Raw genomic sequence first — 24,628 nt, forward strand, 5'->3', positions numbered from 1 at the left:
GCCGGAACCCGGAAACCGTCGGCAGGGCACCCGTCTTTCGACGCGCGACGCCAGAGCACGGTTGTTGGTTATGTGATGTGCGCCATAGGTGTGCTCCGGAACTCGGGCGTCCGGTGGCCCGACTCCTGAAGCGGTACGGCTCGATCCGACCGGCGCCGTACGACGTGATCGGAGACGCGGTTGATGGACGAATCCCGGCAATCCTCCTCCAACGCGGGTGCGGTACTGCGGAAGCTGGTCCCACCCCCTGCCCTGTGCGGGTTCCTTCTCCTGCTGGCGCTGATGTTCGCGGTGTCCTACGCCGTCGGTTCCGCCGCCGGACCCGTCGCTCCCGGTATGCACGGCACCGGCGTACGGCCTGGCGGCGACGGCAGTGCAGGCGGAGGCACGGACGACATGGGTGACATGCACGGGGGAGGCCACTGATGGGAGCGGAACCCGTGGGCACCCTCGTCACGACCGACCTGACCGTCGGCGGTATGACCTGTGCTGCCTGCGTGAGGCGGGTCGAGAAGAAGCTCGGCAAGCTGGACGGGGTCACGGCGACCGTCAATCTGGCCACCGGGCGGGCCCGGGTGAGTCATCCGGCGGAGATCAGTCCGGCGGAACTCGTCGCGGCCGTCGAGAAGGCGGGCTATACGGCTGCCCTGCCCGAGCCGCCCAAGAAGCAGAAGCGCGGGGACGCCGCCGAGGGCGAGGGCGCCCGGCAGGAGCGCGACCGGCTGGTGATCACCGCGCTGCTCGCGCTGCCGGTGCTGGTGCTGTCGATGGTGCCCGGTCTTCAGTTCCGGAACTGGCAGTGGCTGTGCTTCATGCTCGCGGCGCCCGTCGCGGTGTGGGGAGCCTGGCCGTTCCATGTGCGGGCGGTGCGCGGGCTGCGGCACTCGGCGGCGACCATGGACACCCTGGTGTCGCTGGGGGTGGTGGCCTCTTTCTCCTGGTCGGCGTACGCGCTCTTTCTCGGCGGTGCCGGTGAGCCAGGGATGCGGATGCCGTTCACCCTCGTGCCCTCGGCCTCGGAGGGCGCCGCGCACATCTACCTCGAAGCGGCTGTGGGCGTACCGCTGTTCGTCCTGGCCGGCCGTTTCCTGGAAGCGCGGGCCCGGCGCGGGACGGGGGCGGCGCTGAGGTCGCTCGCCCAGCTCGCTGCCAAGGAAGTCTCCGTACGCGAGGACGGCACCGAACGGCTGGTTCCCATCGAGCAGTTGGGTGCCGGACAGGTCTTCGTCGTACGGCCCGGAGAGAGGGTCGCCACCGACGGCGAGGTCGTGGAGGGCGCCTCGGCCGTGGACCTGTCCCTGGTCACCGGTGAGAGCGAGCCGGTTGAAGTGGGTACGGGTTCGGCCGTGGCCGGCGGGGCCGTCAACGCCGGCGGCCTGTTGCTCGTCCGGGCCACCGCAGTCGGCGCCGACACCCAGCTCGCCCGGATCACCCGCCTGGTCACCGAGGCGCAGGCGGGCAAGGCGCGGGCGCAGCGGCTGGCCGATTCGGTGGCCGGTGTCTTCGTACCCGTCGTGCTGGCGCTGGCCGTCACGGCGCTCGGCTTCTGGCTCGGTGCGGGAGCCGATCCGCAGGCGGCCGTCACCGCGTGCGTGGCGGTCCTCGTCGTCGCCTGTCCCTGCGCACTCGGCCTGGCGACCCCGACCGCGCTGATGGCCGCGACCGGCCGGGGCGCTCAGCTGGGCGTTCTGGTCAGTGGACCGCAGGCTCTGGAGGGGCTGCAGCACATCGACGCGGTCGTATTGGACAAGACCGGCACCCTCACGTCCGGCCATATGAGCGTCGCCCGGGTGACCGCCGTGCCCGGCGGGCTCGGGAAGGAGGCGGTGTTGCGGCTGGCGGGCGCGGTCGAGCGGGGCTCGGAGCACCCGCTGGGCCGAGCCATCGCCGCGTATGCCGGGCGGGCCGCGCAGGGACAGCCGCCGCCGGACGTGACCGAGTTCGGCGCCACACCGGGGCAGGGCGTGCGCGGACGGGGCGAAGGCCGTCTGGTCGAAGTCCTCGTGCCGGACGATGACTTGCCCACGACCCTCGCGGACGCCATGTCCAGGGCCGAGGCCGCCGCCCACACACCCGTCCTGGTCCGCGTCGACGGGGTGGCCGAGGCCCTGATCGAGGTAGGGGACGTCGTACGCCCCGGAAGCTACCGTGCCGTGGACCGCCTGCGGCGGCTCGGCGTCCGACCGGTGCTCGCCACAGGTGACCGGGAAGCGCCCGCGCAGGCCGTGGCGTCGGCCCTGGGCATCGACGAGGTGCACGCCCGCTGCACCCCCGAGGGCAAGGCCGACCTCGTACGGGACTTGCAGGAGCAGGGCTACCGGGTCGCGGTGATCGGCGACGGTGTCAACGACGCCGCCGCCCTCGCCGGTGCCGACCTCGGCATCGCCATGGGCAGCGGTACCGACGTGGCCATCGGGGCGGCCGACGTGACGCTGGTGCGCGGCGACATCGAGGCCCTCGCGGATGCGGTCCGGCTGGCCCGGCGCACGCTGGGCACCATCCGCTCCAACCTGGTGTGGGCGTTCGGCTACAACGTCGTCACCGTGCCGCTCGCCATGGTCGGCCTGCTCAACCCGATGCTCGCCGCGGCTGCCATGTCGGCGAGCTCGCTGCTGGTGGTCGGCAACAGCCTGCGGCTGCGCGCCTGGCAGCCCACGCCCGCCCGGAGGCGTACCCGATGACCGAGCAGAACCCCTGGCGGCCGTCGCGCCGCCGGCTGACCGACACACTGCTCGCCGCGGCCGTGCCCGTGGCCGCGTGCAGTCTCGCCCTGGGCGGCCTGACCACCTGGGTCGGAGCCGGGAAGGCGGGCAGCCCGGCGCGGATCGCCGTCACGTCCGGGCGGGTGTTCCTGCCCTACGGCGGCAGTACGGAGACCGCGGCGTTCTTCGACGTCTCCAACCTCGGCGGCGCGGACGACCGGCTGGTGAAGGTGACGTCCACCGACACGCGCGGAGAGATCACCCTGAGCCGTCACCGCACCACCGACAGTGGGGCCGCGTACAAGGCCGACGTGAACTCGGTGACCGTCCCTGCCGGTGGTGAGCTGTCCATGTCTCCGCAGGGCATGGACCTGACCCTGCGGGCGCGGGCGGGGTGGCAGGCGGGTGACCTGGTGCCGTTCACGCTGCACTTCGAGCGCAGCGCACCGGTCAGGACGATCACGGTGGTGATCCGCTCCGGCGACGGAGTCTCCTGATCAGCTGCCTCCGGGGGCAGTTCGGCCCTGACGGTTTTGCTGTTGCAGGAAATCCGCGGCCTGAAAGTGCTTCCCAGAAAGATGTCGGGTAGGAACCCTCGTCAGTTCCGGCGTGGCGTCGTGGTCTGGATCACAGGCTGGGTAGTGAGTGTGGTGCCCGGTGGATTTCCGTACCCACGCATGACGGCCGAAGCCCGGATGCGAGGATGAGGCGCCATGACAGCAGGGTGGTGTGCTCGCACGGTACGGGCCGCGGTGTTCGCGGCCATGTGCGTGCTACTCGCCGCCCTGGGCCACGTCCTGATGTCCGGCGCCGACGTGCCCGCGTGGGCGCTGGCCGCGGGCGGGGCCGTGACCGGTGCCGGCGGCTGGTGTCTGGCGGGGCGTGAGCGCGGGCTGCCGTTGATCGTGACGGCCGTGGTCGCCGCCCAGGCCGGGCTGCACGAGGCGTTCTCCTACGCGCAGTCGGCATCCGGCGGTTCGGCCCCGGTGGACGTGAGCGGCATGGGCTCCATGGGCATGGCGCCGGCAACTGGTGTGCGGCCATTGAGCTGGCTCAGTCGTGCGATCTGCCCGGTTTCGACGACGGCATCGCACTGCTCGATCTGCTGGCTTCGCTGCCCGATGACCGGCGGGAGGCGTTCATCCTCACGCAGCTGCTGGGCTTGCCCTATGCGGAGGCCGCCGAGGTCAGCGACTGCCCGGTCGGCACGGTCCGCTCCCGCGTGGCCCGCGCCCGGGCGACCCTGATGGATCTGCTCGATGAGGCGGAGAGGCCCGTCGTGCCGGCGGCCTGATGCTCAGGGAGGGTGTCGGTGCCGACCGGGAAAACCCCGGCACCGACACCCTCGTCAGCATCTGGGAACGGTTCTCCTGCTTCGCGTCGCCAACTTTCCGGGAACTCACGGGAACTCGCGTGGCGTTCGCTCCGACTTCTGGAGCGGGTGACGGAGGTTCGCCCGCGTACCGAGTGGATCCGGGAGTTGTTCGATGCGTTCTCGTGTGTGGGGCTCTGCGGCGGCCGTTGTGCTCGGCGGCCTGCTGGCGGCGGGCTGCGGCGGCGGGGAGAAGAGCACGGGGAGCGAGGGCGCGGGGAAGGCCGAGGACACCGTCTCGGGCGCCTACCCGGTGTCCGTCACCGACTGCATGGGCGCCAAGACCACGTTCGCAGCCGCTCCGAAGAAGATCGTCACCAGCAACGCCTCCAGCCTCGAACTGCTGCTGCGCCTCGGCGCCGGCGACAAGGTGATCGGCACCGGCTTCCCGCCGGGCAAGGGCACCTTGCCCGGCACGCTCGACGCGCAGGCGCAGAAGGTGAAGGTGCTCAGCCAGAGCGTCATCCCCAAGGAGAAACTGCTCGGCTCCGGCGCCGACCTGTACATCGACACCTTCACCTCCATGGGCAGCATGGGCGGCGGAGGAATGGGGGATGCGCCCACGGCGGAGGAGTTCAAGGCCGCCGGGATCAAGCACATCTACCTGAAGTCCACCGCGTGCGCGGCACAGAGCAAGAGCCCGGTGACCGACCTGTCCGCGGTGGAGGCCGACATCACCTCTCTCGGCGCGGTCACCGGCACCAGCGCGCGGGCGAAGGAACTCGTCGCCGGGATGAAGGAGAAGATCGGCGCTGTCCGGAAGGCGGTCGGAGGTACGGCGGAGAACAAGCGGCCGACGTACTTCTTCTTCGACTACGACGCCGGCACCAAGCAGCCCTCCGTCACCTGCAACCGCCAGGTCGCCAACGCGGTGATCACCCTGGCCGGCGCCCGCAACGTCTTCGCCGACTGCGACGGCGACTACAAGCAGGTCGGCTGGGAGGACGTGATCGCCAAGAACCCGGACTGGATCCAGCTGGGGGTCCGCGACCGGGGCAGCGAGGCGGCGAACAAGAAGGCGTTCGACGAGGCCGAGCAGTGGCTGAAGTCCAATCCGGCGACCAAGGGCCTCAAGGCAGTGGAGGAAGGCCACCTCCTGCGCGTCGGCTCCGAGCAGACGACCATCGCGGGAGTCGAGAACGCCGATACGGTCGAGGAGATCGCCAAGGCCCTCTACCCGGGCAAGGTCGGCTGACCATGACCTCCACGCTGGAGCGCCCAAAAGCCTCAGCTTCGGAAGAGTGCAGTCTGCCCGCGACACCACTGGCGGTGGTCCTCGCAGTGGTGTTGCTGGCCGCGCTGACGGCCGCGGTGGCCTGGGGCTCGACGTCGATCCCGCCCGGCGAGGTGTGGGGCGTGGTGCGGCGAAGACTGTCCGGTGAGGCGCCGCGGCCCGGCACGAACGACCTGATCATCTGGCAACTTCGCGTTCCGCGCGCCCTGCTCGCCGCTCTGGTCGGCGCCGGACTCGGTCTCGTCGGTACGGCCGTACAGGCGCTGGTGCGCAACCCGCTGGCGGACCCGTACCTGCTGGGGATCTCCAACGGTGCCTCCCTCGGGGCGGTCGCCGCGATCGTGCTCGGTGCCGGGGCGGGCGGGGCTCTCGGCCTGGGCCTGTCCGGCGCGGCCTTCGCCGGTGCGCTGGCCACCTTCGCGCTGGTGTGGGCGGTGGCCCGGCGCGGCGGGGGCTTCGCACCGCTGCGACTGGTGCTGGCCGGAGTGGCGATCGGCCAGTTCCTGTCCGGCTTCACCAGCTACCTGGTGTTGCAGGCCGGGGACGAGCAGCAGACCCACAGCGTGCTGTTCTGGCTCATGGGCAGCCTCAGCGGAGCGAACTGGCAGATGCTCGCGGTCCCCGCCGTCGCCGTGCCCGTCGCTCTGCTGTGGCTGCAGGCGCGCGCCCGGGGCCTGAACGCCCTGCTGATGGGCGACGAGACCGCGGCCGGTCTCGGCATCGACGTCACCCGGCTGCGCCGCGAACTGTTCACCGTCACCAGCGTGCTGACCGGCGTCCTGGTCGCCGTCTCCGGCGCGATCGCCTTCGTCGCCCTGATGGTGCCGCACGTCTGCCGCCTGGTCGTCGGCGGTGACCACCGGCGCCTGTTGCCGGTCTCGGCTCTGTTCGGGGCGGTGCTGCTGGTGGTGGTCGACATCGTCTGCCGTACGGCCATGGACACGCAGGAGCTGCCGGTGGGCGTGGTCACTTCGCTGCTCGGGGCTCCGGCCCTGCTGTATCTGCTGGACCGGCGCCTGGGGAGCGGCAGTTGAGGATCGACATCGAGGACCTGCACGTCGCCTACGCCGGCCGTACGGTCGTCGCGGGTGCACACCTGATCGCCGCCGAGGGCGAGATCACCGGCCTGGTCGGGCCCAACGGCAGCGGCAAGTCCACGCTCCTGCGCACCGTCTACCGGCACCTGAAGCCCACCGCCGGGCGAGTATTTCTGGCCGGTACCGACCTGCGCGAGCTGAGCCCGGTCGAGTCGGCGCGGCACGTGGCCGCGCTCCCGCAGGAGCGGGGGAGCGACTTCGAGCTGACCGTGCGCGAGGTCGTCGGCATGGGCCGAACCCCCTACAAACGAGCCTTCTCCGGTGAGGACGCCGCCGACCGGGACATCGTCGCCCGCGCCTTGGCCGACGTCGGCATGGACGAACAGGCGGGGCGCCGGTTCACAGCCCTGTCCGGAGGGGAACGCCAACGCGTCCTGCTCGCCAGGGCCTTCGCCCAGGACCCCGACGTCCTGGTCCTCGACGAACCGACCAACCACCTCGACATCCGCCACCAGGTCGAACTTCTCGCCCTGCTGCGCGCCCAGCGCCGTACCACGCTGGTGTCGCTGCACGACCTCAACGCGGCTGCCTCCGTCTGCGACCGCCTCCACGTGCTGCACGCCGGATCCGTCGTCGCCTCCGGCCCGCCGCGCGAGGTCCTCACGCCCGCCCTGCTGGCGGAGGTCTTCGGGGTGCGGGCGGCCGTGGTCGACCACCCCCTCACCGGGGATCCCTTGATCGCCTTCGACCACCGGGCACCCGCCGACGCGGAGCCGGCTGTGGCAGTGGAGACGCACACCGGCGCGTGAACACGGTGGGGAAGGACGGCGGGGGTGGTGCCGTCCTTCCTGCTCTCCGGGTTCCGGTCAGGCGGCCACCGAGTCCGTGACGCCGTAACCGGCCTCGACGATCGCGGCGCGCAGCCGTTCGTCGTCGAGGTCCGTGCCGTGCACGGTGACGGCGTTGGCGGAGAGGTCGACCACGACCTCGCTCACCCCGGGTACCTCGGAGACCTCTTCCCTGATGCTCGCCGCGCAGTGCTCGCAGCTCATTCCGGTGACGTGGTACTGCTTCTGGGCCATGGCGCAACTCCTGGAAGCTTATGGGGGGTTCGGCGTGACGTACGGTCGCGCGAACGCGGATGTTCAAGCCGTCGCCGTCACCTCAGTAGTCGGATGAGCGGAGCCTGAAGTTCCGCCGTGAGCAAGCTGATTCCGATGCTCCTCGTGGGGCTCAACTGGCCGACGGGGCTACTTCCAGCCCTCCCGCCACATTTTTTGGGACAGGTCCGGGAACTCACGTGCGATCCCTCCCGACATGTGGGACGAGGCTGCCTTCCGGCAGCCCGCCCACGAAGGTGAGGGGCGGAAAGGTGACAGACCACAGACCCGGTTCGGAACAGCCCGGGCACATACCCGACGGCTCTGCCGGCGAGGACCGCTGGCTGCTGGTGGCCGTGGCGGGCATGCTCTCGTTCGTGGCGATGCTCGACATGAACATCGTCAACGTGGCGCTCGCGGACATCGCCGATGGCCTACACGTCTCGGCTCCGACCGCTCAGTGGGCCGTGCTCGGATACCAGCTTTCCGTCGTCGCACTGCTGTTGCCCGTCGGACGCTGGCTGGACGGCGTGGGGATGCGCTCCGCCGTACTCGCCGCGACCGCCGGCTTCGCCATGTGCAGCGCGCTGGCGGCCGCCGCTCCCTGGGCCGCCTGGCTGATCGCCGCCCGCATTGCGCAGGGCGCGTTCGGCGCGGCGCTGTTCGTACTGATGCCGGTCCTCGCGCTCCGCTCCGTACGGCCCGAAAAGCGAGGGCGGGCGATGAGCGTGCCCGCGACCCTGGGCCCGCTGGGGGCGGTGACCGGGCCGGCCGTGGGCGGGCTGCTCCTGGACCATCTGGGCTGGCACGCCGTCTTCCTCGTCAAGATCCCCTTCTGTGTCCTCGCCCTGGTGGTGGCCTGGCGCGCGATGCCGCCGGACGGCGCCCTGCGCCGGCCCGATCGGCGCTCGGCAGCAGACGCTCTCCTGGTGGCCGCCGGTGTGGCGGCGCTGCTGCTGGCGCTGACCCTGGCCTCGGGCCATCCGGCGTGGCTGGTACTCGCGCTCGCAGCAGTCCCGCCGTTGTGGTGGTGGCTGCGTGGTCCGGGCGGCCGTCCGGTGACCGGCGTGCTGGGTGTCGCGGGACTGTTCCGGGCACACGGGGCGGTACTGGCGCTGGCGGCCGGCTTCGCCGCCATGCACTACGTCGTCGCCCTGAACCTCCAGCGCGACGACGGCGTCAGCGCCACGACCACCGGGCTCACCGTGCTCGCCTTCCCGCTCGGTATGGGCCTGGCCGGACCGCTGGGCGGACGCCTCGCCGACCGGTATGGCGCCCGCCCGACAGCGGTCACCGGCGCCGCGCTCACCGCCGCCGGCCTGGTCCTCCTCGTTCCGCTGGGCGGCGACTGGCCACCGCTGGACGTCGCCTGGCGGCTGGCGCTGGCCGGCATCGGCATGGGACTGAACGGCGGCCCGACCCAGGCCCTGGTCATGGGTGCCGCCCCGCCGGAGCGGACCGCGACCGTCGGCTCGACCGTCCAGCTCGCCCGCAGCCTCGGCTTCACCCTGGGCCCAGCCCTGGCCACCGCCGCCTGGGGCTTTGCCGGAGCTGCCAACGGCGTGCACGCCGGACTCGCCGTGGCCGCCACCGCCGCTTGCCTCGCCGTACCTCTGCTGGCACTTCCCGCCCGACGCCCGGCCGCTGGGCCGGAGAAGACCACCGACGCGGCTTCCGCCGCCCATCGTTGACCAAGGAGTCACCCGTATGTGCGGAATCACCGGCTGGGCGAGCTTCCACCACGACGCCCGCACCCAGGCCCCGGTCATCGAGGCCATGACCGCCACCCTCACGCCCCGCGGCCCCGACGCCGGAGGTATCTGGCTCGGCGAACGCGCAGCGATCGGTCATCGCCGCCTGGCCGTCATCGACCTCGAGGGTGGCGTACAGCCGATGCCCGATCGCCCCGAGCAGCCGGACATCGTGCTCACCTACAGCGGCGAGGTCTACAACCACCACGCACTCCGGGCCGAGCTGCGTGGCCGGGGCCATGTGTTCCGCACGCGCAGCGACACCGAGGTGGTACTGCGGGCCTTCGCCGAATGGGGCGAGGCAGTGGCCGAGCACCTGGAGGGCATGTTCGCCTTCGCCGCCTGGGACGAGCGGGCGCAACGGCTGCTGCTGGTGCGTGACCGGCTCGGCGTGAAGCCGCTGTTCTGGGCCGCCGTCGACGGCGGCCTGGCCTTCGCCTCCGAACCCAAGGCCCTGTTCGCCCACCCCGAGATCCAGCCCCGCGTGGACGCCGACGGGCTGCGGGAGGCGTACAGCCTGCTGTTCAACACCGGGCCGACCGTCTGGTCCGGGGTACGGGAGGTCGAACCCGGCGGGCTGCTCGTCCTGGACCGCGACGGCATCCGCGAACGCCGCTACTGGCAGCTCGAGGCCAGGGACCACGCCGACGACCGGGAAACGACGGTGGAGCAGATCCGTGCGCTGGTCGGCGCGGCGTCCCGCAGCCAACTGGAGGCCGACGTCCCGCTGTGCAGCCTGCTCTCCGGCGGCATCGACTCCACCGTCCTGACCGCGCTGCTCGCCGACGAACTACGACTGCGGGAGGGGACGGAGGCGAGGATCCGCTCGTACGCCGTCGACTACAGCGACCAGGCGGATCAGTTCACGGGCGACGTCCTGCGCACCGGCCACGACACCCCGTACGCCACCGAGGCCGGCGCCTTCATCGGCAGCGACCACAGCACCGTCGTCCTCGACCCGCGAGCCCTGCTCGACCCCGAGCACCGCAAGGCGGTCGTCGTGGCCCGGGACTCGCCGATCGGGGTGGGCGACATGGACACCTCTCTCTATCTGCTGTTCGGCGAGATACGGCGGCACTCCACCGTCGCCCTGTCCGGCGAGGCGGCCGACGAGGTGTTTGGCGGCTATCCGTGGTTCCACAATCCGAAGGCTCTGGCGGCCGAGACCTTCCCCTGGCTGCTGGTGACGGGCGACGAGGCCGCGATGCCGCTCAACCCCGAACTCGACCTGCGCATCGGCGAATTCCGTGACGACACCTACCGCAGCGCGTTGGCCGCCGTACCGCACCTGGACGGTGAGAGTCCCGCCGAGCACCGGCAGCGCGAGATGCAGCACCTGTCCCTCACCCGCTGGCTGCGCCAGCTCCTGCACCGCAAGGACCGGCTGAGCATGGCCCAGGGGCTGGAGGTGCGCGTGCCGTACTGCGACCACCGGCTCGTTGAGTACGCCTTCTCCACGCCCTGGGCGCTGAAGAGCTTCGACGGCCGGGAGAAGAGTCTGTTGCGCGCTGTCGGCACCGGCCTTGCCCCGGACTCGGTGCTGTACCGGCCCAAGAACCACTACCCGGCGACCCACCACCCCGACTACAACCGCGGCCTGCAGGCGATGGCTCGCGACGCGCTCGCCATCGAACAGGTCCGCGCGCTGGCCGACAAGACCCGGATCAAGCCCTGCCTCGACACGCCGCCCGACCGGCTGGAGTGGGGCCACCGCCTGCGCCTCGAACGCGTCGTCGACCTCGCCCTGTGGCTGGACCACCATCGCCCCGAACTCGCCCTCTGAGGAGCCTCCGCATGACCCTCCAGGAACCGATGCCCGGCACCGATCCGGACATCCTGCCCGACCCGGTCCCGCTGATGGGCTGCCCCTACAAGGCCGACCCCTACCCCCTGTACGAGCAGATGCGCGAGGCCGGCCCGGTCCACCGCGTCCTCTTCCCCAGCGGTGTGCACGCCTGGCTCGTCACCGGCTACGACGCCGCCCACGCCGCGCTGAACGACGAGCGGCTGGGCAAGAACCACGACCGCGGCAACGACCGCTGGCGCGCCCGGGCCTCGATCATGCCCGAGCCGCAGCACTCCCAGCTCCAGGTCCACCTCCTCCACCAGGACCCGCCCAAGCACACGCGCATGCGGCACTTCGTCACCGACGCCTTCACCCCACGCCGGATCGAGAGCCTGCGCCCCCGCTTCCAAGAACTGGCGGATGCGCTGATCGACACCATGCCCGAAACCGGCCCCGCCGACCTCGTCACCGGCTTCGCCGCCCACTTCCCCTTCCAGGTCCTCGCCGACGTCATCGGGCTTCCACAGGATTTGGCGGCTCGCTTCGACCGCGACTGGGGCAAGGTCGTCCAGCCGGTCGGCCCCACCGACCCCGGACGCCCGCTGTACGAGGCGCGTCTGCACGGCCTGCAGAGCTACATCGCCGACGTCGTCGCCCACAAGCGCGAACACTGGGACGACGACCTGCTCAGCCGCCTCGTCGTGGCACGCGACCGCCGCGAACTGTCCCAGGAAGAGCTGGACTCGATGATCTTCCAGCTCCTCGTCGCCGGCCAGGAACCGGTCACCAACCAGATCACCACGGCCCTGATCGCCCTCTTCCGCAACCCGGACCAACTGGCCCGGCTCCGCGACGAACCGGACCTGCTGCCACGCGCGGTCGAGGAACTCCTCCGTTACGACAGTGCCTTCGAACTGACCACTTGGCGCTTCTTCGACAAGGACAGCGACCTGTACGGCACGAAGGTCCCGGCCGGCGACTCCGTGATCGTGTCCCTGTGCGCCGCCAACCGCGACCCGCGGCGCTTCCCCGCCCCCGACACCCTCGACCTCGACCGCACCCCCAACCCCCACCTCGCCTTCGGCCACGGCATCCACTTCTGCCCCGGCGCCGCCCTCGCCCGCGCCGAACTCCAGATCGCCCTGGGCACCCTGCTCACCCGGCTGCCCGGCCTGCATCTCGCCATCAAGGCCGAGGACATCGAGTGGATCCCCGCCGTCCTCGGTCGCGGCACCAACAGCCTGCCCGTCGGCTACGACCGACGCCTCTGACACCGACGTAACGCTGACCGTGTCCGGCCACACCGGCCGGACCGGCCTCGGCTGACCCACACCCGCTGACCACTGGCGCCTGGCGTGCATTCCCGCCACGGCGCCATGTCGACATGCCCTCGTACTCCAGGAGGAACGACATGCCCCTGACGACCGCGTCGGACGCCCTCCCCACCCGCATCGGCACCGAGATCCTCAACCTGCTCCTGCCGCATCACCGCACGACCGATCCCGCTCCCGTTCCCACCCCTGCGGAAGCATTCCCCCATCAGCTGCGCCGCATCGCCGACTTCGTACGCGAGGGCGCCCCGGTCGTCTTCACCCTGCCCGCCTTCCCCTGTAAGTCCCCCAACCCCGCCAAGGTCCTCGGTCACCTCCCCGACCAGGGCGAACGCCTCTCCCTGACGTTCCTGAACACCCTGTGCACCGAGATCGAGCGGATCTACCCGCCCGGCGCCCGGGTGATCATCTGTTCCGACGGCCACGTATTCGGCGACCTCATCCACGTCCCCGACCACCACATCGACGCGTACGCCGACGACCTTCGAATACAGATAGCTCAACTGGGCCTGGACGGACTGTCCGTCTTCGACCTCCGCGACATCCTCGGCGACCTCCCGCACGACACGAAACGTGCCCACGTCCACGACCGCCACGCCCCCACCCTGGACGCTCTGCGTGCCGAGGCCCGTACCGACGACCAGACCCTCGCCCTCTACCGGGGCATCACGCGCTTCCTCGTCGAGGACACCGCCGACTGGACCGGCACCCGGTCCGCCCTCCAACGCGAATGCCGGCAACGCGCCTACGGCGTCATCCAGCGCAGCCGCGCCTGGGGCGACCTGATCGCCGAACACCACCCCCACGCCGTACGCCTCTCGATCCACCCGCAACCCGTCGGCGCGCCGAAATTCGGCATCCGCCTCCTTGACGCCCCCGACGCCTGGACCACCCCCTGGCACTCCACCGCACTCCACCGCGCCGACGGCACCTGGACGCTCGTGCCCCGGGCGACGGCGGCCCGGCTGGGTCGTCTGATTCAACGCGACGGCAGACCCAGCCACTTCGTGCACAACTGATCAGGCCGGGGTCGCGGCGACGGCCACCGTGCCGTCAGCCGGTGTCCGCGGCGCGGGCGCTCCAGCGTTCCTCGACCTTGGCCAGGCGCCAGTAGGCGATGGCTGCGGCCCAGACGAGCACGAACAGGCCGACGGTGATGTAGCCGACGTTGTCGAGGTTCAGGCCCGCGATCCAGCCGGTGACGTCGTCGTTCAGGTCGAGCTTGTCGTGCAGGACGCCGACCAGTTCGATGGTGCCGACGAAGAAGGCGACGGCGATGGACAGGCCGGTGATGGCGAGGTTGTAGAACACCTTGCGGACGGGGTTGGAGAACGCCCACTGGTAGGCGAAGTTCATGAAGGTGCCGTCGAGGGTGTCGAACAGGCTCATGCCGGCGATGAATGCGCAGGCAGGCACGGTCTTCCACTCGGATCACGGGCGTAGAGAACTCCATGATCTGGGAGACCGCGCCTGTCACGCTTCCCGGCCCGCCCAGTCCGACAGACCGTCACGAACCGGACGCCGGCCGACTGTGCCGAAGCCCTGGGACGTCGGGGGTGCGCGTGAATATCCACCACCAGGACGGTCGCCGGTGGAACGAGTCCGTCAATATTGCGTGACAAACGCCGCTCGGATCACCGACCGCCTTTACTTACAGAGACACAGCCGCTCGTTCCGAAACGATCGCCCTTTCAAAGCGCTCGAGAAGAACGCATGACCGCGGACACGGCCGACCCGCTCGCCAACATTGACAGTGATGACGCACACGGGTTCGCGTCCTACACGAGAAAAGGAACAGTCAGTGACCACCAATCGCACCCTCGTCATTGTCGCCCACCCGAACCTCACGGAATCCCGTGCCAACGCCACCCGGCTCGCCGAGATCAGGGACTTGGACAACGTCACCGTCCACGACCTCTACGAGGCTTACCCCGATTTCAACATCGATGTCGCACGCGAGCAGCAGCTGCTGCGCGAGCACGACACCGTTGTTCTCCAGTTCCCGGTCTACTGGTACAACGTAACCTCGATGCTCAAGGCCTGGTTCGACGCGGTGCTGGTGTACGGTTTCGCCTTCACCTTCGACGGTTCCGCCTCCGCGCTGCACGGCAAGAAGGCTTGGCTGGCCGTCACGGCCGGCAGCACCCCGGAGACCTACGCCGCGGACGGCCTCGCCCGACGGACCCTCGAGGAGTACCTCGCCCCGGTCGCTCAAACGCTGCAGTTCTGCCAGCTTGACTACCAGGGTTTTCACGCCGTCTACGGCATGATGTTCGACCCGTCGGACGAGAACCTCGTCCTGGACGCCAAGGAATACCGCAGGCTCATCGCGACCAGTGAGACGCCGGTCGGCTGACCTCGGTTATTCGTGAATCTCGATTCTTCGTGAATTCTTCGAGCTTTCACGATGGATCACGACGTTTATTCCGGGGCCCAGCCTCAGGCCGCGCATTCCTTCATGTCACCGCCGCTTCCTTCGCTGAACTCGACGGAGTTCAGCGAAGGAAGCTCGACTCAGGCTCGGTGAAGCAGCCTTGAAACCCTACGGGCGGCGGCCGAACCAACAGTGGCTGCGGCCCTCACGGCGTTCGGCGGCCTGGAAAGACGCGGAGATCTTCGCCACCAGGTCGCGCTGCTCGAGCATCGCGTGGCCGCGCGCACGAAGCCGACATGGGCGGATCGGGCGTTGTTCGCCGCGTTCCTGGCTCCGATACCTCGAGCCCGGCACGCGGGCCTGTGACTTCCCGTCAACAATTGCCGCATCACTGGGGAGTTGGCCGGTCTCGGGATCACGGTGGCGCCCTCCACCGTCTGGGAGATCCTCAAGAGGCACGGTATCGACCCGGCTCCACGACGTAACGGACCGAGTTGGGCCACGTTCCTGCGCTCCCAGGCTGAGCCGTGGGAGCTGCCGGAAAATTACTTCGGGATCTTGGTGCTCTCCGGGACGAGGGTGTGTCCGGCGATGGCGGCGAGTTGCTCGGCGGTGGTCACGGTGATGGCACCAGTGGGTACCGTGTGCCCGAGAGCCGCGAGGTCGCGGCCGACGTCGCGGACGGCGGCGCCGATCACGGCCTCGGAGACGCCGAGGAGGGACGCCAGCGGCGGCTGGGGCAGGGACCAGCGGGTCTTGAGGACGCAGACGAGGAGGCGGTCGGCGATGGAGAGGCAGTGGCTGCCGGTGCCGGGGCCGGTCTTCCTGCCGGGGATCATGATCGGCGGGTGCTCGTCCAGGTAGTCGCGGTAGCGGCCGAGCAGAGTCTGCCAGGCGGCGGGCTCCATGCCGGTCAGGCTGGGATGGTGCAGCCATGCGGGGGCCTTGTCCCCCGCGGGGAAGCGGCCGAACTCCGGTGACGAGCTCGGGGGTTCGGGGCCGAGCGGTTCGGGGCCGAGCGGTTCGGGTCGGATGCTGTAGTTCCAGGTGCCGTGCCACTCGTGCGGCTCCAGGGGGATCCGGTCCATGACGTGGTCGGGAACGGTGGTGCCGGTCGGGTGGGCGCCGGAGTCGAGTTCGGCGCGGACGGTGGGCCCGGTGCGGGTCGTGGTCGCGCCGATGGTGTTGACGACGACTTCATGGCTGGTGAGCGGCCTGCCGCGCCAGTTGGTGCTGATCCGGGAGAACAGGCGGTGCTCGATCTTGTTCCACTTCGATGTCCCCGGAGGGAAGTGGCAGACCATGACCTCCAGGCCGGCCGCGCAGGTGAAGTCGGCGAGCTCCTTCTTCCAGGCCCGCACCCGGCAGCCGTTCGCCCCGCCGGCGTCCGCGGTGATCAGCAGCCGGGTTGCGTCCGGGTAGCGGGCCCGTCCCTCCGCATCCCACCAGCGGCGCAGGGTGGCCACGGCGAACGCCGCCGTGTCCCCGTCGCAGCCCACCGAGACCCACCCGGCGTCCGCGGCCAGGTCGTAGATCCCGTAGAGCACCGCCTTCTGCGCGCCCTTCTCCGGGAAGTCGTGCGCGCGGACCTGCACGGGCTGACCGGCGCGGTGCCACTCGCGACCGGCCACCGCGTAGTCGCCGAGCACCTCCTTCTTGGTGTCCACGCTGATCACCGGCTCGCCTGCCTGCGTGAACTCGCAGACCCTGTCGTTGATGTAGCGGAACTGGGCATCCCGGTCGGGATGCCGGGCACCCTCGATGGTCCGCGAGGCCGCCCGCAGGCAGAAGCCCTCCTCCTTCAGCACGGCGGCCACGGTGTCCGCGCCGATGCGGTACCCCTGAGCCGACAGCTCGGCGGCCAGTTTGCGGGTCGACTTGGTCGTCCACCGCAAGGGGGACTCCGGATCTCCGCGCTTCCCGGGCTCCACCAGCGCCAAGAGCGCGGCTACCAGGCCGGGGTCGTGCTCGCGCAGCCGCTTGCGCCCCGCCCCGGGCCGACGCACGCGCACCGAGGGCGACATCCCTGCGTCCAGTTCAGCCGCCCCGCGCGAGACGGTGTCCTCCGAAACCCCTGCGGCACGCGCCACCACACGGATCCCGCCGTGTCCCAGCGCCCGCGCATCCGCGCCGAGTACCAGACGCCGGCGTCGCTCATCCAGATGCGGCAGTAACCGTGCGAACTTCTCCACCAGCGCCGCCTCGATCCCCTCCATACCGGGATCCTACGACCCAACCACCGCACAGAACATCGAAGTTATTAATCGTCAGGTCCCTGGGCAGACCGCCGTACCCACGCAGAGCGAGAACATGTACACTCGCCTCCTAGATTGACCTAGTGGATTCCGCCGACCAAGCCCTGGCGATGAGTCAGGACCCCGGCGAGTTCCTCTTGACCTATCGGTGTCCACTTCGTGGTGATGGTCATGGTCCGTAGTAGTTCATGAGCTGGTCGGGGGGCTGGTGTAGTGGCAGCGGCTGCATTGGAATGCCAGGTCGTGCAGGGTGGAGAGGTTCCCAGGCAGGCGTGCAGTGCGGGCCTGGCGGCGCCTCTCCTCGAGGGTGCGATCCAGAACGTGGTGCCGGTACTCGGCGGACCAGTGCAGCTGTTGACGGACCGCCAGGTCGGTGGGTCTCGCGTTCGAGGCCGGCAGGCTGGTGCTACGGAACACGTAATCAAACCACGATCGTGCGACTCCATGCTCGTGCGCCAAATCCGGCAAAGCATGACGATCACGAGAACTGGCTGACCATCACCATGGCACGAAACTCGCCGGGGCCCTGGTGATGAAAAACGCCGTCGCCGACAGCCAAGTCCTTGACGAGGTCATGTCTCATGCTACCAGGGGGGAAACTGGTGCCGCAAACCGTTCTGAGCGTCCCTGGCCCTATACGGCCAGTGGGCGAATTCTCTGAGCCAACGGTCCCCGCAGTCGATGAATTGGACCACTGCATTATTCATGCCCTGCGTATCGACGGTCGGGCGCCGTTCAGCCGGATCGCCGAGGTTCTGGGCGTCTCCACGCAAACAGTCGCCCGTCGCTACGGGCGGCTGAGCAGCGAGCTGTCGCTTCGCGTTGTCGGGGTGGTGAACCCGCGGCAAGCGTCAGGTGGGAAGTGGATTCTGAGGCTCACGGCCAGCCCGAACACCGCTCAGAGCGTCGCGCAGAGCCTGGCTCGGCGGGACGACACCACCTGGGTGCGGCTCGTGTCCGGGGGGACCGAAATCTGCTTCGTCATGAGCTCCACGGCGCACCATACGCTGCTGTTCCGCGAGATCCCTCGTGCGGCCAACATCGCCGATGTGTCGGCGCACCGCCTGCTGCATACCTATTTAGGCGGTCCCACCGCATGGCAGGGGCACACTACCGCTCTCACCAACGAGCAGCAGGAACAACTGCGCCGAGCACTCGACTCGTCAGATGACGCTGACGAGTCCAAGTTCCGCTCATCCCTGACCCAGGCGGACTGGCACCTCCTGGCCGCGTTGCAGCATAACGGCCGCATCAGCTACACAGGCCTCGCCTCCGAGACCGGCCAGTCTCCCTCGACCATTACGCGCCGACTCGCTGCCTTGCAGGCCAGCGGCATGCTCACCTTCGACGTCGAGATCAGTGCGGAGGTATACGGCATCACCACGCAAGCCCTGCTGTGGATGTCGGTCGCCCCCGCGCACCTGAACCAGGTAGCGAGCACCCTGATCCAACACAGGGAGCTAGCCTTCCTGGCCTCTACCACCGGCCCAACCAACCTGGTGGGCCTCGTCTTGTGCAAGAGTCCCAGTGAACTGCATGACTACCTGGCCGATAGGCTCAGCGCCCTGGACTCCATCCGCATGCTCGAAACAAGTCCCGTCCAGAGGACCCTGAAGACCCGCAGTCCGTTCCTGCAGAGCAGCCCCAGGCGCAGCAATTCAGCCTGACGCGGGTTCGGAGCCTCCATCAGTCGATCAGTCCAGGGTTTCAGCATCGTGCGAAATGTCGAGTGGCCCGGGGGAATCTCACGCAGATCCGTAGCGTGAGCCTCGTTTCCTCAACCAGAGGTCTGAATACGTGGCCTGGCCTGCGTGAAGTGCGCCGAATCTCCGCACCCATCGAATGCGGCGCTCGCCGCGCCCCAAGCCGAGCTTGCCCAGCTGAACTCCCGTCGAGTTCAGCTAGGCAAGTGGCGGTGAGTGCAGGAACGCGGGGCCTGGGGCTCGGCCCCAGAATGATCAAAGTGAGTGGCCGGCCTCTCGGCAGCCTATGGCTATCAGTGGTTGTAGACGAGGTGGGCGATGCGTTCGGCGAGCATGATCGTGGTGAGGTTGGTGACGCTGGAGGGCACGTACGGGATGATCGAGGCGTCCACAACACGCAGGGCGGCGAGTCCGTGCACGGCTCCGCGGGAGTCGACGACGGCCTGAGGCGAGTCGGCGGCACCCATAGGGGCGGTGGAGGTGGGGTGACCGTAGATGGAGAGGCTGGATTCGATCACCCGCGTCAGTTCCTCGGCGTCGTCGGGCAGTTCGCGCGGCATCAGCAGCCCGGCGAGCGACGGCGCGAGTGCCGGGTCGCGGGCCAGATCACGGGCGATTCGTACGCCTTCGCGCATGCGTCGGCGGTCGCGCTCGGTGCCGAGGTAGTTGTGGTCGATCAAGGGCTGGGCAAGCGGATCGCGGCTGGTGAGGCGCACCGTGCCCTGCGCGTCGGGGAGCACGAGAGCCGTGGACAGGGCGATGACGCCGCCGGCGGGCATGAACGGAGCCCCGTTGGGATGGACGGCGACGACGTGCAGGTCGAGTTCACCGTCCGCGGCCTCGCTGGAGGCGGTCCACAGCAGCGCGCCGAGGGCCGGAGCCATCTCCCCTCGCCCCGGGGCGAGTGCATAGACCGCGGGGCAGAAAGGGTGGTCTTGCAGGTGTTGTCCGACGGGTAGGTCGGCGAGGGACTCGATGCCGAGCGACGCCAGTTCGCCGGCGGGGCCGATGCCGGAGCGCAGCAGGATCGCCGCGCTTCCGTAGGTCCCGGCAGAGAGGATCACCTCGTCGGCATTGTGCACGGTCCCGTCGGCGGTGACCACTCCGGTCGCAGTGCCACCGCGGAACAGGACCCGGTCGACGGTGATGGCACCGTGCACGGTGAGATTCGGGCGAGCGCGCACCTCAGCGGTGAGGTAGACCAGTGCGGTGTTCTGTCGGATCCCATCGAGGACGTTGACCGCGAAGGCTCCGACTCCGTCCTGCTCGGCACCGTTGAAGTCGGTGATCCGCTTGTGGCCAAGGGCGACTGCGGCGTCGATGAAGCCACGATGCGCGGGGGTCAGCTCGGAGTCGGTCAGTTGGCGCACGGGCATCGGCCCGCTTCGCCCGTGGAACTCGTCCTCGCCGGTGGGGGTGTTTTCCAGGGCGCGGAAGTACGGCAGGACGTCAGCGAAGCTCCAGTCGACGAGCCCGTTCTCGGCCCAGCGGGCGAAGTCGCGGGCGCGGGCGCGGAGAGCGGCGCCGGCGTTGACGGCGGAACTCCCGCCCATCACCTTGCCGCGCAGAGCGACCATCGAGGGGCTCAGTCGCCCACCCCGTGAGGTGTATCCCCAGTCGTGATCGAGATCGGCGATGCGGTTGGCGTCGAGCAGCGCGTCGGGGAACTGAGTGGGGCCGTAGTCCGGCCCGGCCTCGAGCAGCACGACGCGCCGGGCGGGGTTCTCGCTCAGGCGCGCGGCGAGCACTGCGCCGGCCGACCCGCCGCCGACGATCAGGACGTCGGCCGGTTCGACGGAGTGGGACAAGGTATGACCCTTTCGATCTCGTTGGAGTTGGAGGGAGCGTCCCGGTGGCGAGCCGCCGCGGGCGACATCGGAACCGCGCTCACGGTGCGGACGTGAGCGTTGCCAGAACCACTTTCAGTTCCGGATGACGCCCTTGTTCCGCATGAGGAAGTCGGCCAGGTAGCCGTCGTGCGGTACCGAGGGATCCATCCAGTGGGTGTGCTGGCTTCCCAGGTACAGGTTGCTGATGGTCGGCTCGCCGAGCAGGCGGTCGATGAGCTGGGTGTCGTGGGTCATCGCGTTGAGCACGAGCGTGTTCTTCAGCGGCTCCGTGCCGGCCTCGGGCGTCCACGGCGCGATCCACACGCAGGGGAACGGCAGTTCCACACCTGCCTGCGGAGCGGCTGGATCGTCGAGTTGGTGGACGGCCGGCATCAGCGCGGCGCTCCCGTCCCCGAGTTCGCCCACGACGCCGTCGCCGCCGAGCCAGGGCCGGGCGCCGGCCGCCTTCTTCAGCAGGTACGTTTCGATCGCCTTGGCGACCGCGACCGGTTGTACGGGGAGTACGGCCTTGTCGTCCTCGGGCGGCAAGGGCGTCGCGGCGGACAGCCGCGCCGCGACCGCCTCGGCGAGCGGAGTCGGGTCGCCCTCCACGAAGATGGCTGTCGTGTTCACGCATCCGGTCCCGCCGTGGCCGCTCACGGATGAGACGATCACGTCCAGGTGGTCGCGCCAGTCCACGTCGGCCGTGATGAGGATCTTCGACCGACCCGGCCCCTGCGGCAGCACCGTCGCGGCCTCGCCGTACTTGCGGGTCACCTCTTCGCCGCCGTACACCATCCCCAGGTCGGCGCCGTGCAGGATGGCGTCGGCACCGGCGTGGTCGGTGGGCAGGAGCACCACCTGGTCGTCGGCGAATCCCGCGCTCCGCAGTGCCGCCACGAGCCGGTGCGGGGTGAAGGGATCGCGGCTCGACGGGCGGACGGCGACGCGGTAGCCCAGCGCCATTGCCTCCGGCCAGATGCTGTGGGTGCCGGGGTGGTTGCCCGCGGCGTGCACGGCGAACACGTCTCCGCGCCGTGTCCACACCGAACGCCCGGTCCGCGTCAGCGGATCGCGCCAGTTGTCGACCGCCCCCCGCGGGCGCGCGTACTGGACGCTCGCATGAGCCTTCGCCACCCGCTCGGCGACCGTCGTGGTCGCCGTGACGACGGAGGAGATCGGGACGCCACCGACCCTGCTGACAGCGTGTTGATACTCCTCGACGGTCAGGCCGTCGATCGTCGCGGTCGCGAAGAGCTTGGCCGCACGGATCAGCGCGTCGGCCCGTTCGTCGGCCGGCATGCCGCTGCCCCGGCGCAGCGCCGCCATGGTGCGGTTGACGTACAACGGCGGCACGAGGCTCAGTTCCGCGAGGGCAGTGCCTGCCACATCGGTGACCGTCTGTATGTTCCTGGAGCGGTAGGCACCCGTTGCACCGAGCGCGGGCAGGTCGATCATCAGTAAACCCCCTCGATGACGTTCTCGTCCTCGAAGACCGCGATCGTGGAGATGTCGGCGACCGAGTCCCCGACCAAGCCGTTCACCTGAGGAATCCGAGTGGCGAGGTCACGTTCCAGGTTGCTGGGCAGCAGGAAGGACTTGCTGACGTGGTTGACCAGCACCCGGCCCCGCTCTCCGTAGGACACCGGCTCGAGGCTCTTCGGATCGACGACCGTGAAGGTCACGTAGGGGGAGAACGAGTCGAAGACACACGGATCGTCGACGGAGATCCCGGCGCGCTCGCCCGCGACCCCGATGATCATCGTGCTTCCGTACTCGCCGCACAGCGCGACCTCGGGGAACACCTCGGTCTTGAAGAGGTGCCGGGTGTCGGCGTCCATCTGAGTGCCTCCCCACCTGATGCACTTCACCCGCTCGTTCACCAGGGCGACCAGCTTCTCGTCCCTGGCCAGCCGTTCCAGCAGCGGGGGCGTGATGGTGAGCAGGCCGATGTCCTGCGTTCGCAGGACGTCGGCGGCCTGGTCGATGAGGTGCTGGGCGTAGGCGTCGACCTGCCCGAACTGACCGTCGGCGATGAGCCGTTTCACCCAGCGCGGATCGAGGTCGATCGTGAAGCCATGGCGGCCGTGCGTCACGGCGTGCTGCCGGAACAGGGTGCCCACGACGTGCGGCCCGGTCGGGATGACTCCCAGCCAGTTCCCTCCGCGCGGCACACCGTGGCGGTCCAGGTTCGCGTTGCTCCAGCTCACCATGCGGTCAAGCCAGTCCCGCATCAGAACGACCCGCTTCGGAGCGCCGGTGGTGCCGCCGCTTTCGAAGAACCCGACCACGTCGGGCTGGTTTCCGTATCCCCTGGGAACCAGGTCCTCGCCACGGACGTCGCGAAGCTCCGCGGCCACGTTCGGGAAGAGCCGGAGGTCCTCGTGCGTCTTGACATCGGCTCGCGGATCGAAGCCGAGAGTAGCGGCTCGGTCCAGCCAGAACTTGCAGCCGGTCTCGGGATTGAAGTGCCACTCCATGGCGGCACGGATGAACTCGTCCGGATCGGGCTGGACGTCGAACGGAAGATCCAGGATCTGGTCTGCGGTAAGCGGCATTGTCTCTTCCTCATGGAAAGGGTCGGGCGTATCCGGGCACGACGACGATGCCGCCGAAGCCGTGAAAGGCGGTGAGCGCCAGGAGGGTTTGTCGAAGGAGCGGGGACTACGGTTGCAGCCGGCTCGTACGCCACTCGAGCGAGTCGCGGTCATAGCGCAGCCTGCGGTGCAGCCGGTCCGAGCTCGCGGACCAGAATTCGACGACGTCGGGCTGCAGCCGGTAGCCGACGAAGAACTCCGGCCGGGGCTGGGGCTCCCCGGTCAGCTCCAGGCTGCGTGCCCTGGCGCGCAGGACCTCGACGTCCTCCAGGTCCTCCAGTGGCTCACTCTGCTGAGTGACCGTCGACATGGCGTGCAACGGAATCGGCCGGGCGGACCACAGGGCGTCCGACTCCGCGTCGGGCAGCAGCTCGACCGGACCGGAGAGAATGATCTGCTGACCGGTCTCCCTCCAGTACAGCAAACCCGACGCCCACCCCGTAGCAGCGAGTTCGCGTCCCTTCTGGCTGCAGCTGTGGCTGGTGAACACCACACCGAGGTCAGTGACATCGGTGATGGCGACTATCCGGTTGGAGGCGCGGCCGCGGGAGTCCGCAGTGGCCAGCGCCAGCGCGCTGGGCTCGCGGACTCCGATTTCCCGTGCCTCGGAAAGCCAGCTGCGCACCAGCTGGAGAGGCTCCGACGGCGGCTGGTCGTACTCGGGAAAGGGGAGGTCGACCTTCCCGCTGAGGGACTCGTATCCACTTGCGTCCATGAAAGGGCCCCCGCTAGACATTGATTGTTCCCTCGGCAACCATGACGGCGTGCCCGCCGACGTGGACCGAGCTGATTGACTCGCCGACCCCCTCGGCGGTCGCCCTCATGACCGACGGGCGTCCCATTTCCACGCCCTGGGTAATTTTGATCTCCTGCCCGTACTCGGCGAACCCGTGTCGGGCCAGGTGAATCGCGAGAGGCCCGGCAGCGGAACCGGTCGCCGCGTCCTCGACCACACCGTAGGCGGGGGAGAACATCCGCGTCCGCCAACCCCCGTCTGCCTTGGCGAAGCAGTTGGCGGCCATATCGGGGAAGCGCGAGAGGGCGCGATGATCCGGGTGGAGAGCGGAAAGCGCCTCAACGTCGCTCAACCCCACGAAAACGTGACGCGGCCCGTTGTGGTAGATCTCGACCGGAGCCGTCGACGACCCGACCCCGAGGGCGGCCAGGAGTTCCGTGGCGAGATCGTAGGGCTTCGAACTGGGAACCGGCTGCTCCATCTGGACCCACGCGGCGCCGTCGCGGCTGCCCAGCTCGAACGGGATGACACCCATCGCGGTCTCCAGCTGCAGCCTGTCGCGTCCCCAGGTCCGACCGAGCGCGAAGGCTGTGCCGAGCATCGGGTGGCCGGCGAACGGCAGTTCGTTCACCGGGGTGAAGATCCTGATCCGTGCGTCGCCGTCCTGCTCGGCCGGCAGCACGAAGGTGACCTCGGAGAGGTTCATCTCCTTCGCGATGCGTTGCATCGTCTCACCGGTCAGATCCTCGCTGTCGAAGAAGACGGCGACCGGGTTGCCCAGCAGCGGCTCGCTGGCAAAAGCGTCTACGACCATGTATCGG

Annotated in this window: 19 protein-coding genes and 3 pseudogenes; 14 read left to right on the forward strand and 8 right to left on the reverse strand. The window is 69.5% G+C overall.

What is annotated here, in order from left to right; all coding sequences use genetic code 11:
* The first annotated feature begins 183 nt into the window (after window positions 1-183).
* From LMU33_RS04545 to LMU33_RS04580, 8 genes and pseudogenes are all read left to right on the forward strand, one after another.
* The gene (locus tag LMU33_RS04545) at window positions 184-426 is read left to right on the forward strand and encodes a hypothetical protein (protein WP_228617538.1); all 243 of its coding nucleotides are present in this window, start codon (window positions 184-186) and stop codon (window positions 424-426) included.
* The gene (locus LMU33_RS04550; protein WP_228617540.1) at window positions 426-2,681 is read left to right on the forward strand and encodes a heavy metal translocating P-type ATPase; all 2,256 of its coding nucleotides are present in this window, start codon (window positions 426-428) and stop codon (window positions 2,679-2,681) included. The genes LMU33_RS04545 and LMU33_RS04550 overlap by 1 nt, the downstream gene beginning before the upstream one ends.
* The gene (locus LMU33_RS04555) at window positions 2,678-3,199 is read left to right on the forward strand and encodes a copper chaperone PCu(A)C (protein ID WP_228617541.1); all 522 of its coding nucleotides are present in this window, start codon (window positions 2,678-2,680) and stop codon (window positions 3,197-3,199) included. The genes LMU33_RS04550 and LMU33_RS04555 overlap by 4 nt, the downstream gene beginning before the upstream one ends.
* 216 nt (window positions 3,200-3,415) lie before the next feature.
* Window positions 3,416-3,721, forward strand: a pseudogene (locus LMU33_RS04560) (hypothetical protein); the annotation flags it as partial.
* Between the two features lie 8 nt (window positions 3,722-3,729).
* Window positions 3,730-3,996, forward strand: a pseudogene (locus tag LMU33_RS04565) (sigma factor-like helix-turn-helix DNA-binding protein); the annotation flags it as partial.
* A 193-nt stretch (window positions 3,997-4,189) separates the two neighbouring features.
* A complete protein-coding gene (locus LMU33_RS04570) occupies window positions 4,190-5,269 on the forward strand; it encodes an ABC transporter substrate-binding protein (RefSeq protein WP_228617543.1) in 1,080 nt (359 codons plus the stop codon).
* A gap of 2 nt (window positions 5,270-5,271) precedes the next feature.
* Window positions 5,272-6,342, forward strand: coding sequence for a FecCD family ABC transporter permease (locus tag LMU33_RS04575; protein WP_228617545.1), 1,071 nt, complete (start codon window positions 5,272-5,274; stop codon window positions 6,340-6,342).
* Window positions 6,339-7,154, forward strand: a complete 816-nt coding sequence (locus tag LMU33_RS04580) for an ABC transporter ATP-binding protein (RefSeq protein WP_228617547.1) — start codon at window positions 6,339-6,341, stop codon at window positions 7,152-7,154. The genes LMU33_RS04575 and LMU33_RS04580 overlap by 4 nt, the downstream gene beginning before the upstream one ends.
* Window positions 7,155-7,211: 57 nt before the next feature.
* Here the strand turns inward: LMU33_RS04580 and LMU33_RS04585 are convergent, their stop codons facing one another.
* Complete coding sequence (locus LMU33_RS04585; protein ID WP_228617549.1) at window positions 7,212-7,427, reverse strand: heavy-metal-associated domain-containing protein; 216 nt, start codon at window positions 7,425-7,427, stop codon at window positions 7,212-7,214.
* Window positions 7,428-7,717: 290 nt separating this feature from the next.
* Here LMU33_RS04585 and LMU33_RS04590 point away from each other — a divergent pair, with 290 nt between their 5' ends.
* The 4 genes from LMU33_RS04590 (at window position 7,718) to LMU33_RS04605 (ending at window position 13,332) form a co-directional block, all read left to right on the forward strand.
* Complete coding sequence (locus LMU33_RS04590) at window positions 7,718-9,136, forward strand: MFS transporter (RefSeq protein WP_228617551.1); 1,419 nt, start codon at window positions 7,718-7,720, stop codon at window positions 9,134-9,136.
* A gap of 16 nt (window positions 9,137-9,152) precedes the next feature.
* Window positions 9,153-10,979 carry an asparagine synthase (glutamine-hydrolyzing) gene (gene asnB / locus LMU33_RS04595; protein ID WP_228617552.1) on the forward strand — a complete coding sequence of 609 codons (1,827 nt, stop codon included), beginning with the start codon at window positions 9,153-9,155 and terminating at the stop codon, window positions 10,977-10,979.
* A gap of 11 nt (window positions 10,980-10,990) precedes the next feature.
* On the forward strand, window positions 10,991-12,253 hold the full coding sequence (locus LMU33_RS04600) for a cytochrome P450 family protein (protein WP_228617554.1): 1,263 nt from the start codon (window positions 10,991-10,993) through the stop codon (window positions 12,251-12,253).
* Window positions 12,254-12,393: 140 nt separating this feature from the next.
* Complete coding sequence (locus LMU33_RS04605) at window positions 12,394-13,332, forward strand: L-tyrosine/L-tryptophan isonitrile synthase family protein (protein ID WP_228617556.1); 939 nt, start codon at window positions 12,394-12,396, stop codon at window positions 13,330-13,332.
* 34 nt (window positions 13,333-13,366) lie between these two features.
* Here the strand turns inward: LMU33_RS04605 and LMU33_RS04610 are convergent.
* A pseudogene (locus LMU33_RS04610) lies at window positions 13,367-13,800 on the reverse strand (HoxN/HupN/NixA family nickel/cobalt transporter); the annotation flags it as partial.
* A gap of 314 nt (window positions 13,801-14,114) precedes the next feature.
* On the opposite strand from LMU33_RS04610, the gene LMU33_RS04615 reads away from it, so the two are divergent.
* Complete coding sequence (locus LMU33_RS04615; protein ID WP_228617558.1) at window positions 14,115-14,669, forward strand: NAD(P)H-dependent oxidoreductase; 555 nt, start codon at window positions 14,115-14,117, stop codon at window positions 14,667-14,669.
* 563 nt (window positions 14,670-15,232) lie between these two features.
* Here LMU33_RS04615 and LMU33_RS04625 read toward each other — a convergent pair.
* Entirely contained in the window at window positions 15,233-16,903 is a 1,671-nt protein-coding gene (locus LMU33_RS04625) for an ISAzo13 family transposase (protein WP_228617560.1), read from the reverse strand.
* Window positions 16,904-17,586: 683 nt separating this feature from the next.
* On the opposite strand from LMU33_RS04625, the gene LMU33_RS04630 reads away from it, so the two are divergent.
* Window positions 17,587-18,609 carry an Lrp/AsnC family transcriptional regulator gene (locus LMU33_RS04630; protein ID WP_228617562.1) on the forward strand — a complete coding sequence of 341 codons (1,023 nt, stop codon included), beginning with the start codon at window positions 17,587-17,589 and terminating at the stop codon, window positions 18,607-18,609.
* A gap of 329 nt (window positions 18,610-18,938) precedes the next feature.
* Here the strand turns inward: LMU33_RS04630 and LMU33_RS04635 are convergent, their stop codons facing one another.
* From LMU33_RS04635 to LMU33_RS04655, 5 genes are all read right to left on the reverse strand, one after another.
* Window positions 18,939-20,453 (reverse strand): GMC family oxidoreductase, encoded by a 1,515-nt coding sequence (locus LMU33_RS04635; RefSeq protein ID WP_228617563.1) that lies wholly within the window; start codon window positions 20,451-20,453, stop codon window positions 18,939-18,941.
* 114 nt (window positions 20,454-20,567) lie between these two features.
* Window positions 20,568-21,932, reverse strand: a complete 1,365-nt coding sequence (locus LMU33_RS04640) for an aldehyde dehydrogenase family protein (protein ID WP_228617565.1) — start codon at window positions 21,930-21,932, stop codon at window positions 20,568-20,570.
* The gene (locus LMU33_RS04645; RefSeq protein WP_228617567.1) at window positions 21,932-23,032 is read right to left on the reverse strand and encodes a phenylacetate--CoA ligase family protein; all 1,101 of its coding nucleotides are present in this window, start codon (window positions 23,030-23,032) and stop codon (window positions 21,932-21,934) included. The genes LMU33_RS04640 and LMU33_RS04645 overlap by 1 nt, the downstream gene beginning before the upstream one ends.
* A gap of 106 nt (window positions 23,033-23,138) precedes the next feature.
* Window positions 23,139-23,786, reverse strand: coding sequence for a phenazine biosynthesis FMN-dependent oxidase PhzG (phzG, locus tag LMU33_RS04650; protein WP_228617568.1), 648 nt, complete (start codon window positions 23,784-23,786; stop codon window positions 23,139-23,141).
* A 13-nt stretch (window positions 23,787-23,799) separates the two neighbouring features.
* A complete protein-coding gene (locus LMU33_RS04655) occupies window positions 23,800-24,621 on the reverse strand; it encodes a PhzF family phenazine biosynthesis protein (protein WP_283844074.1) in 822 nt (273 codons plus the stop codon).
* Window positions 24,622-24,628: the final 7 nt, after the last annotated feature.

The sequence above is a fragment of the Streptomyces barringtoniae genome, assembly GCF_020819595.1.
Taxonomy (GTDB): domain Bacteria; phylum Actinomycetota; class Actinomycetes; order Streptomycetales; family Streptomycetaceae; genus Streptomyces; species Streptomyces barringtoniae.

Coding starts and splice junctions, on each gene's coding strand:
- LMU33_RS04550 (WP_228617540.1), top strand. CDS start 426: ATGGGAGCGGAACCCGTGGGCACCCTCGTCACGACCGACCTGACCGTC.
- LMU33_RS04655 (WP_283844074.1), bottom strand. CDS start 24,621: ATGGTCGTAGACGCTTTTGCCAGCGAGCCGCTGCTGGGCAACCCGGTC.
- LMU33_RS04605 (WP_228617556.1), top strand. CDS start 12,394: ATGCCCCTGACGACCGCGTCGGACGCCCTCCCCACCCGCATCGGCACC.
- LMU33_RS04640 (WP_228617565.1), bottom strand. CDS start 21,932: ATGATCGACCTGCCCGCGCTCGGTGCAACGGGTGCCTACCGCTCCAGG.
- LMU33_RS04625 (WP_228617560.1), bottom strand. CDS start 16,903: ATGGAGGGGATCGAGGCGGCGCTGGTGGAGAAGTTCGCACGGTTACTG.
- phzG (WP_228617568.1), bottom strand. CDS start 23,786: ATGGACGCAAGTGGATACGAGTCCCTCAGCGGGAAGGTCGACCTCCCC.
- LMU33_RS04600 (WP_228617554.1), top strand. CDS start 10,991: ATGACCCTCCAGGAACCGATGCCCGGCACCGATCCGGACATCCTGCCC.
- LMU33_RS04570 (WP_228617543.1), top strand. CDS start 4,190: ATGCGTTCTCGTGTGTGGGGCTCTGCGGCGGCCGTTGTGCTCGGCGGC.
- LMU33_RS04555 (WP_228617541.1), top strand. CDS start 2,678: ATGACCGAGCAGAACCCCTGGCGGCCGTCGCGCCGCCGGCTGACCGAC.
- LMU33_RS04585 (WP_228617549.1), bottom strand. CDS start 7,427: ATGGCCCAGAAGCAGTACCACGTCACCGGAATGAGCTGCGAGCACTGC.
- asnB (WP_228617552.1), top strand. CDS start 9,153: ATGTGCGGAATCACCGGCTGGGCGAGCTTCCACCACGACGCCCGCACC.
- LMU33_RS04575 (WP_228617545.1), top strand. CDS start 5,272: ATGACCTCCACGCTGGAGCGCCCAAAAGCCTCAGCTTCGGAAGAGTGC.
- LMU33_RS04645 (WP_228617567.1), bottom strand. CDS start 23,032: ATGCCGCTTACCGCAGACCAGATCCTGGATCTTCCGTTCGACGTCCAG.
- LMU33_RS04545 (WP_228617538.1), top strand. CDS start 184: ATGGACGAATCCCGGCAATCCTCCTCCAACGCGGGTGCGGTACTGCGG.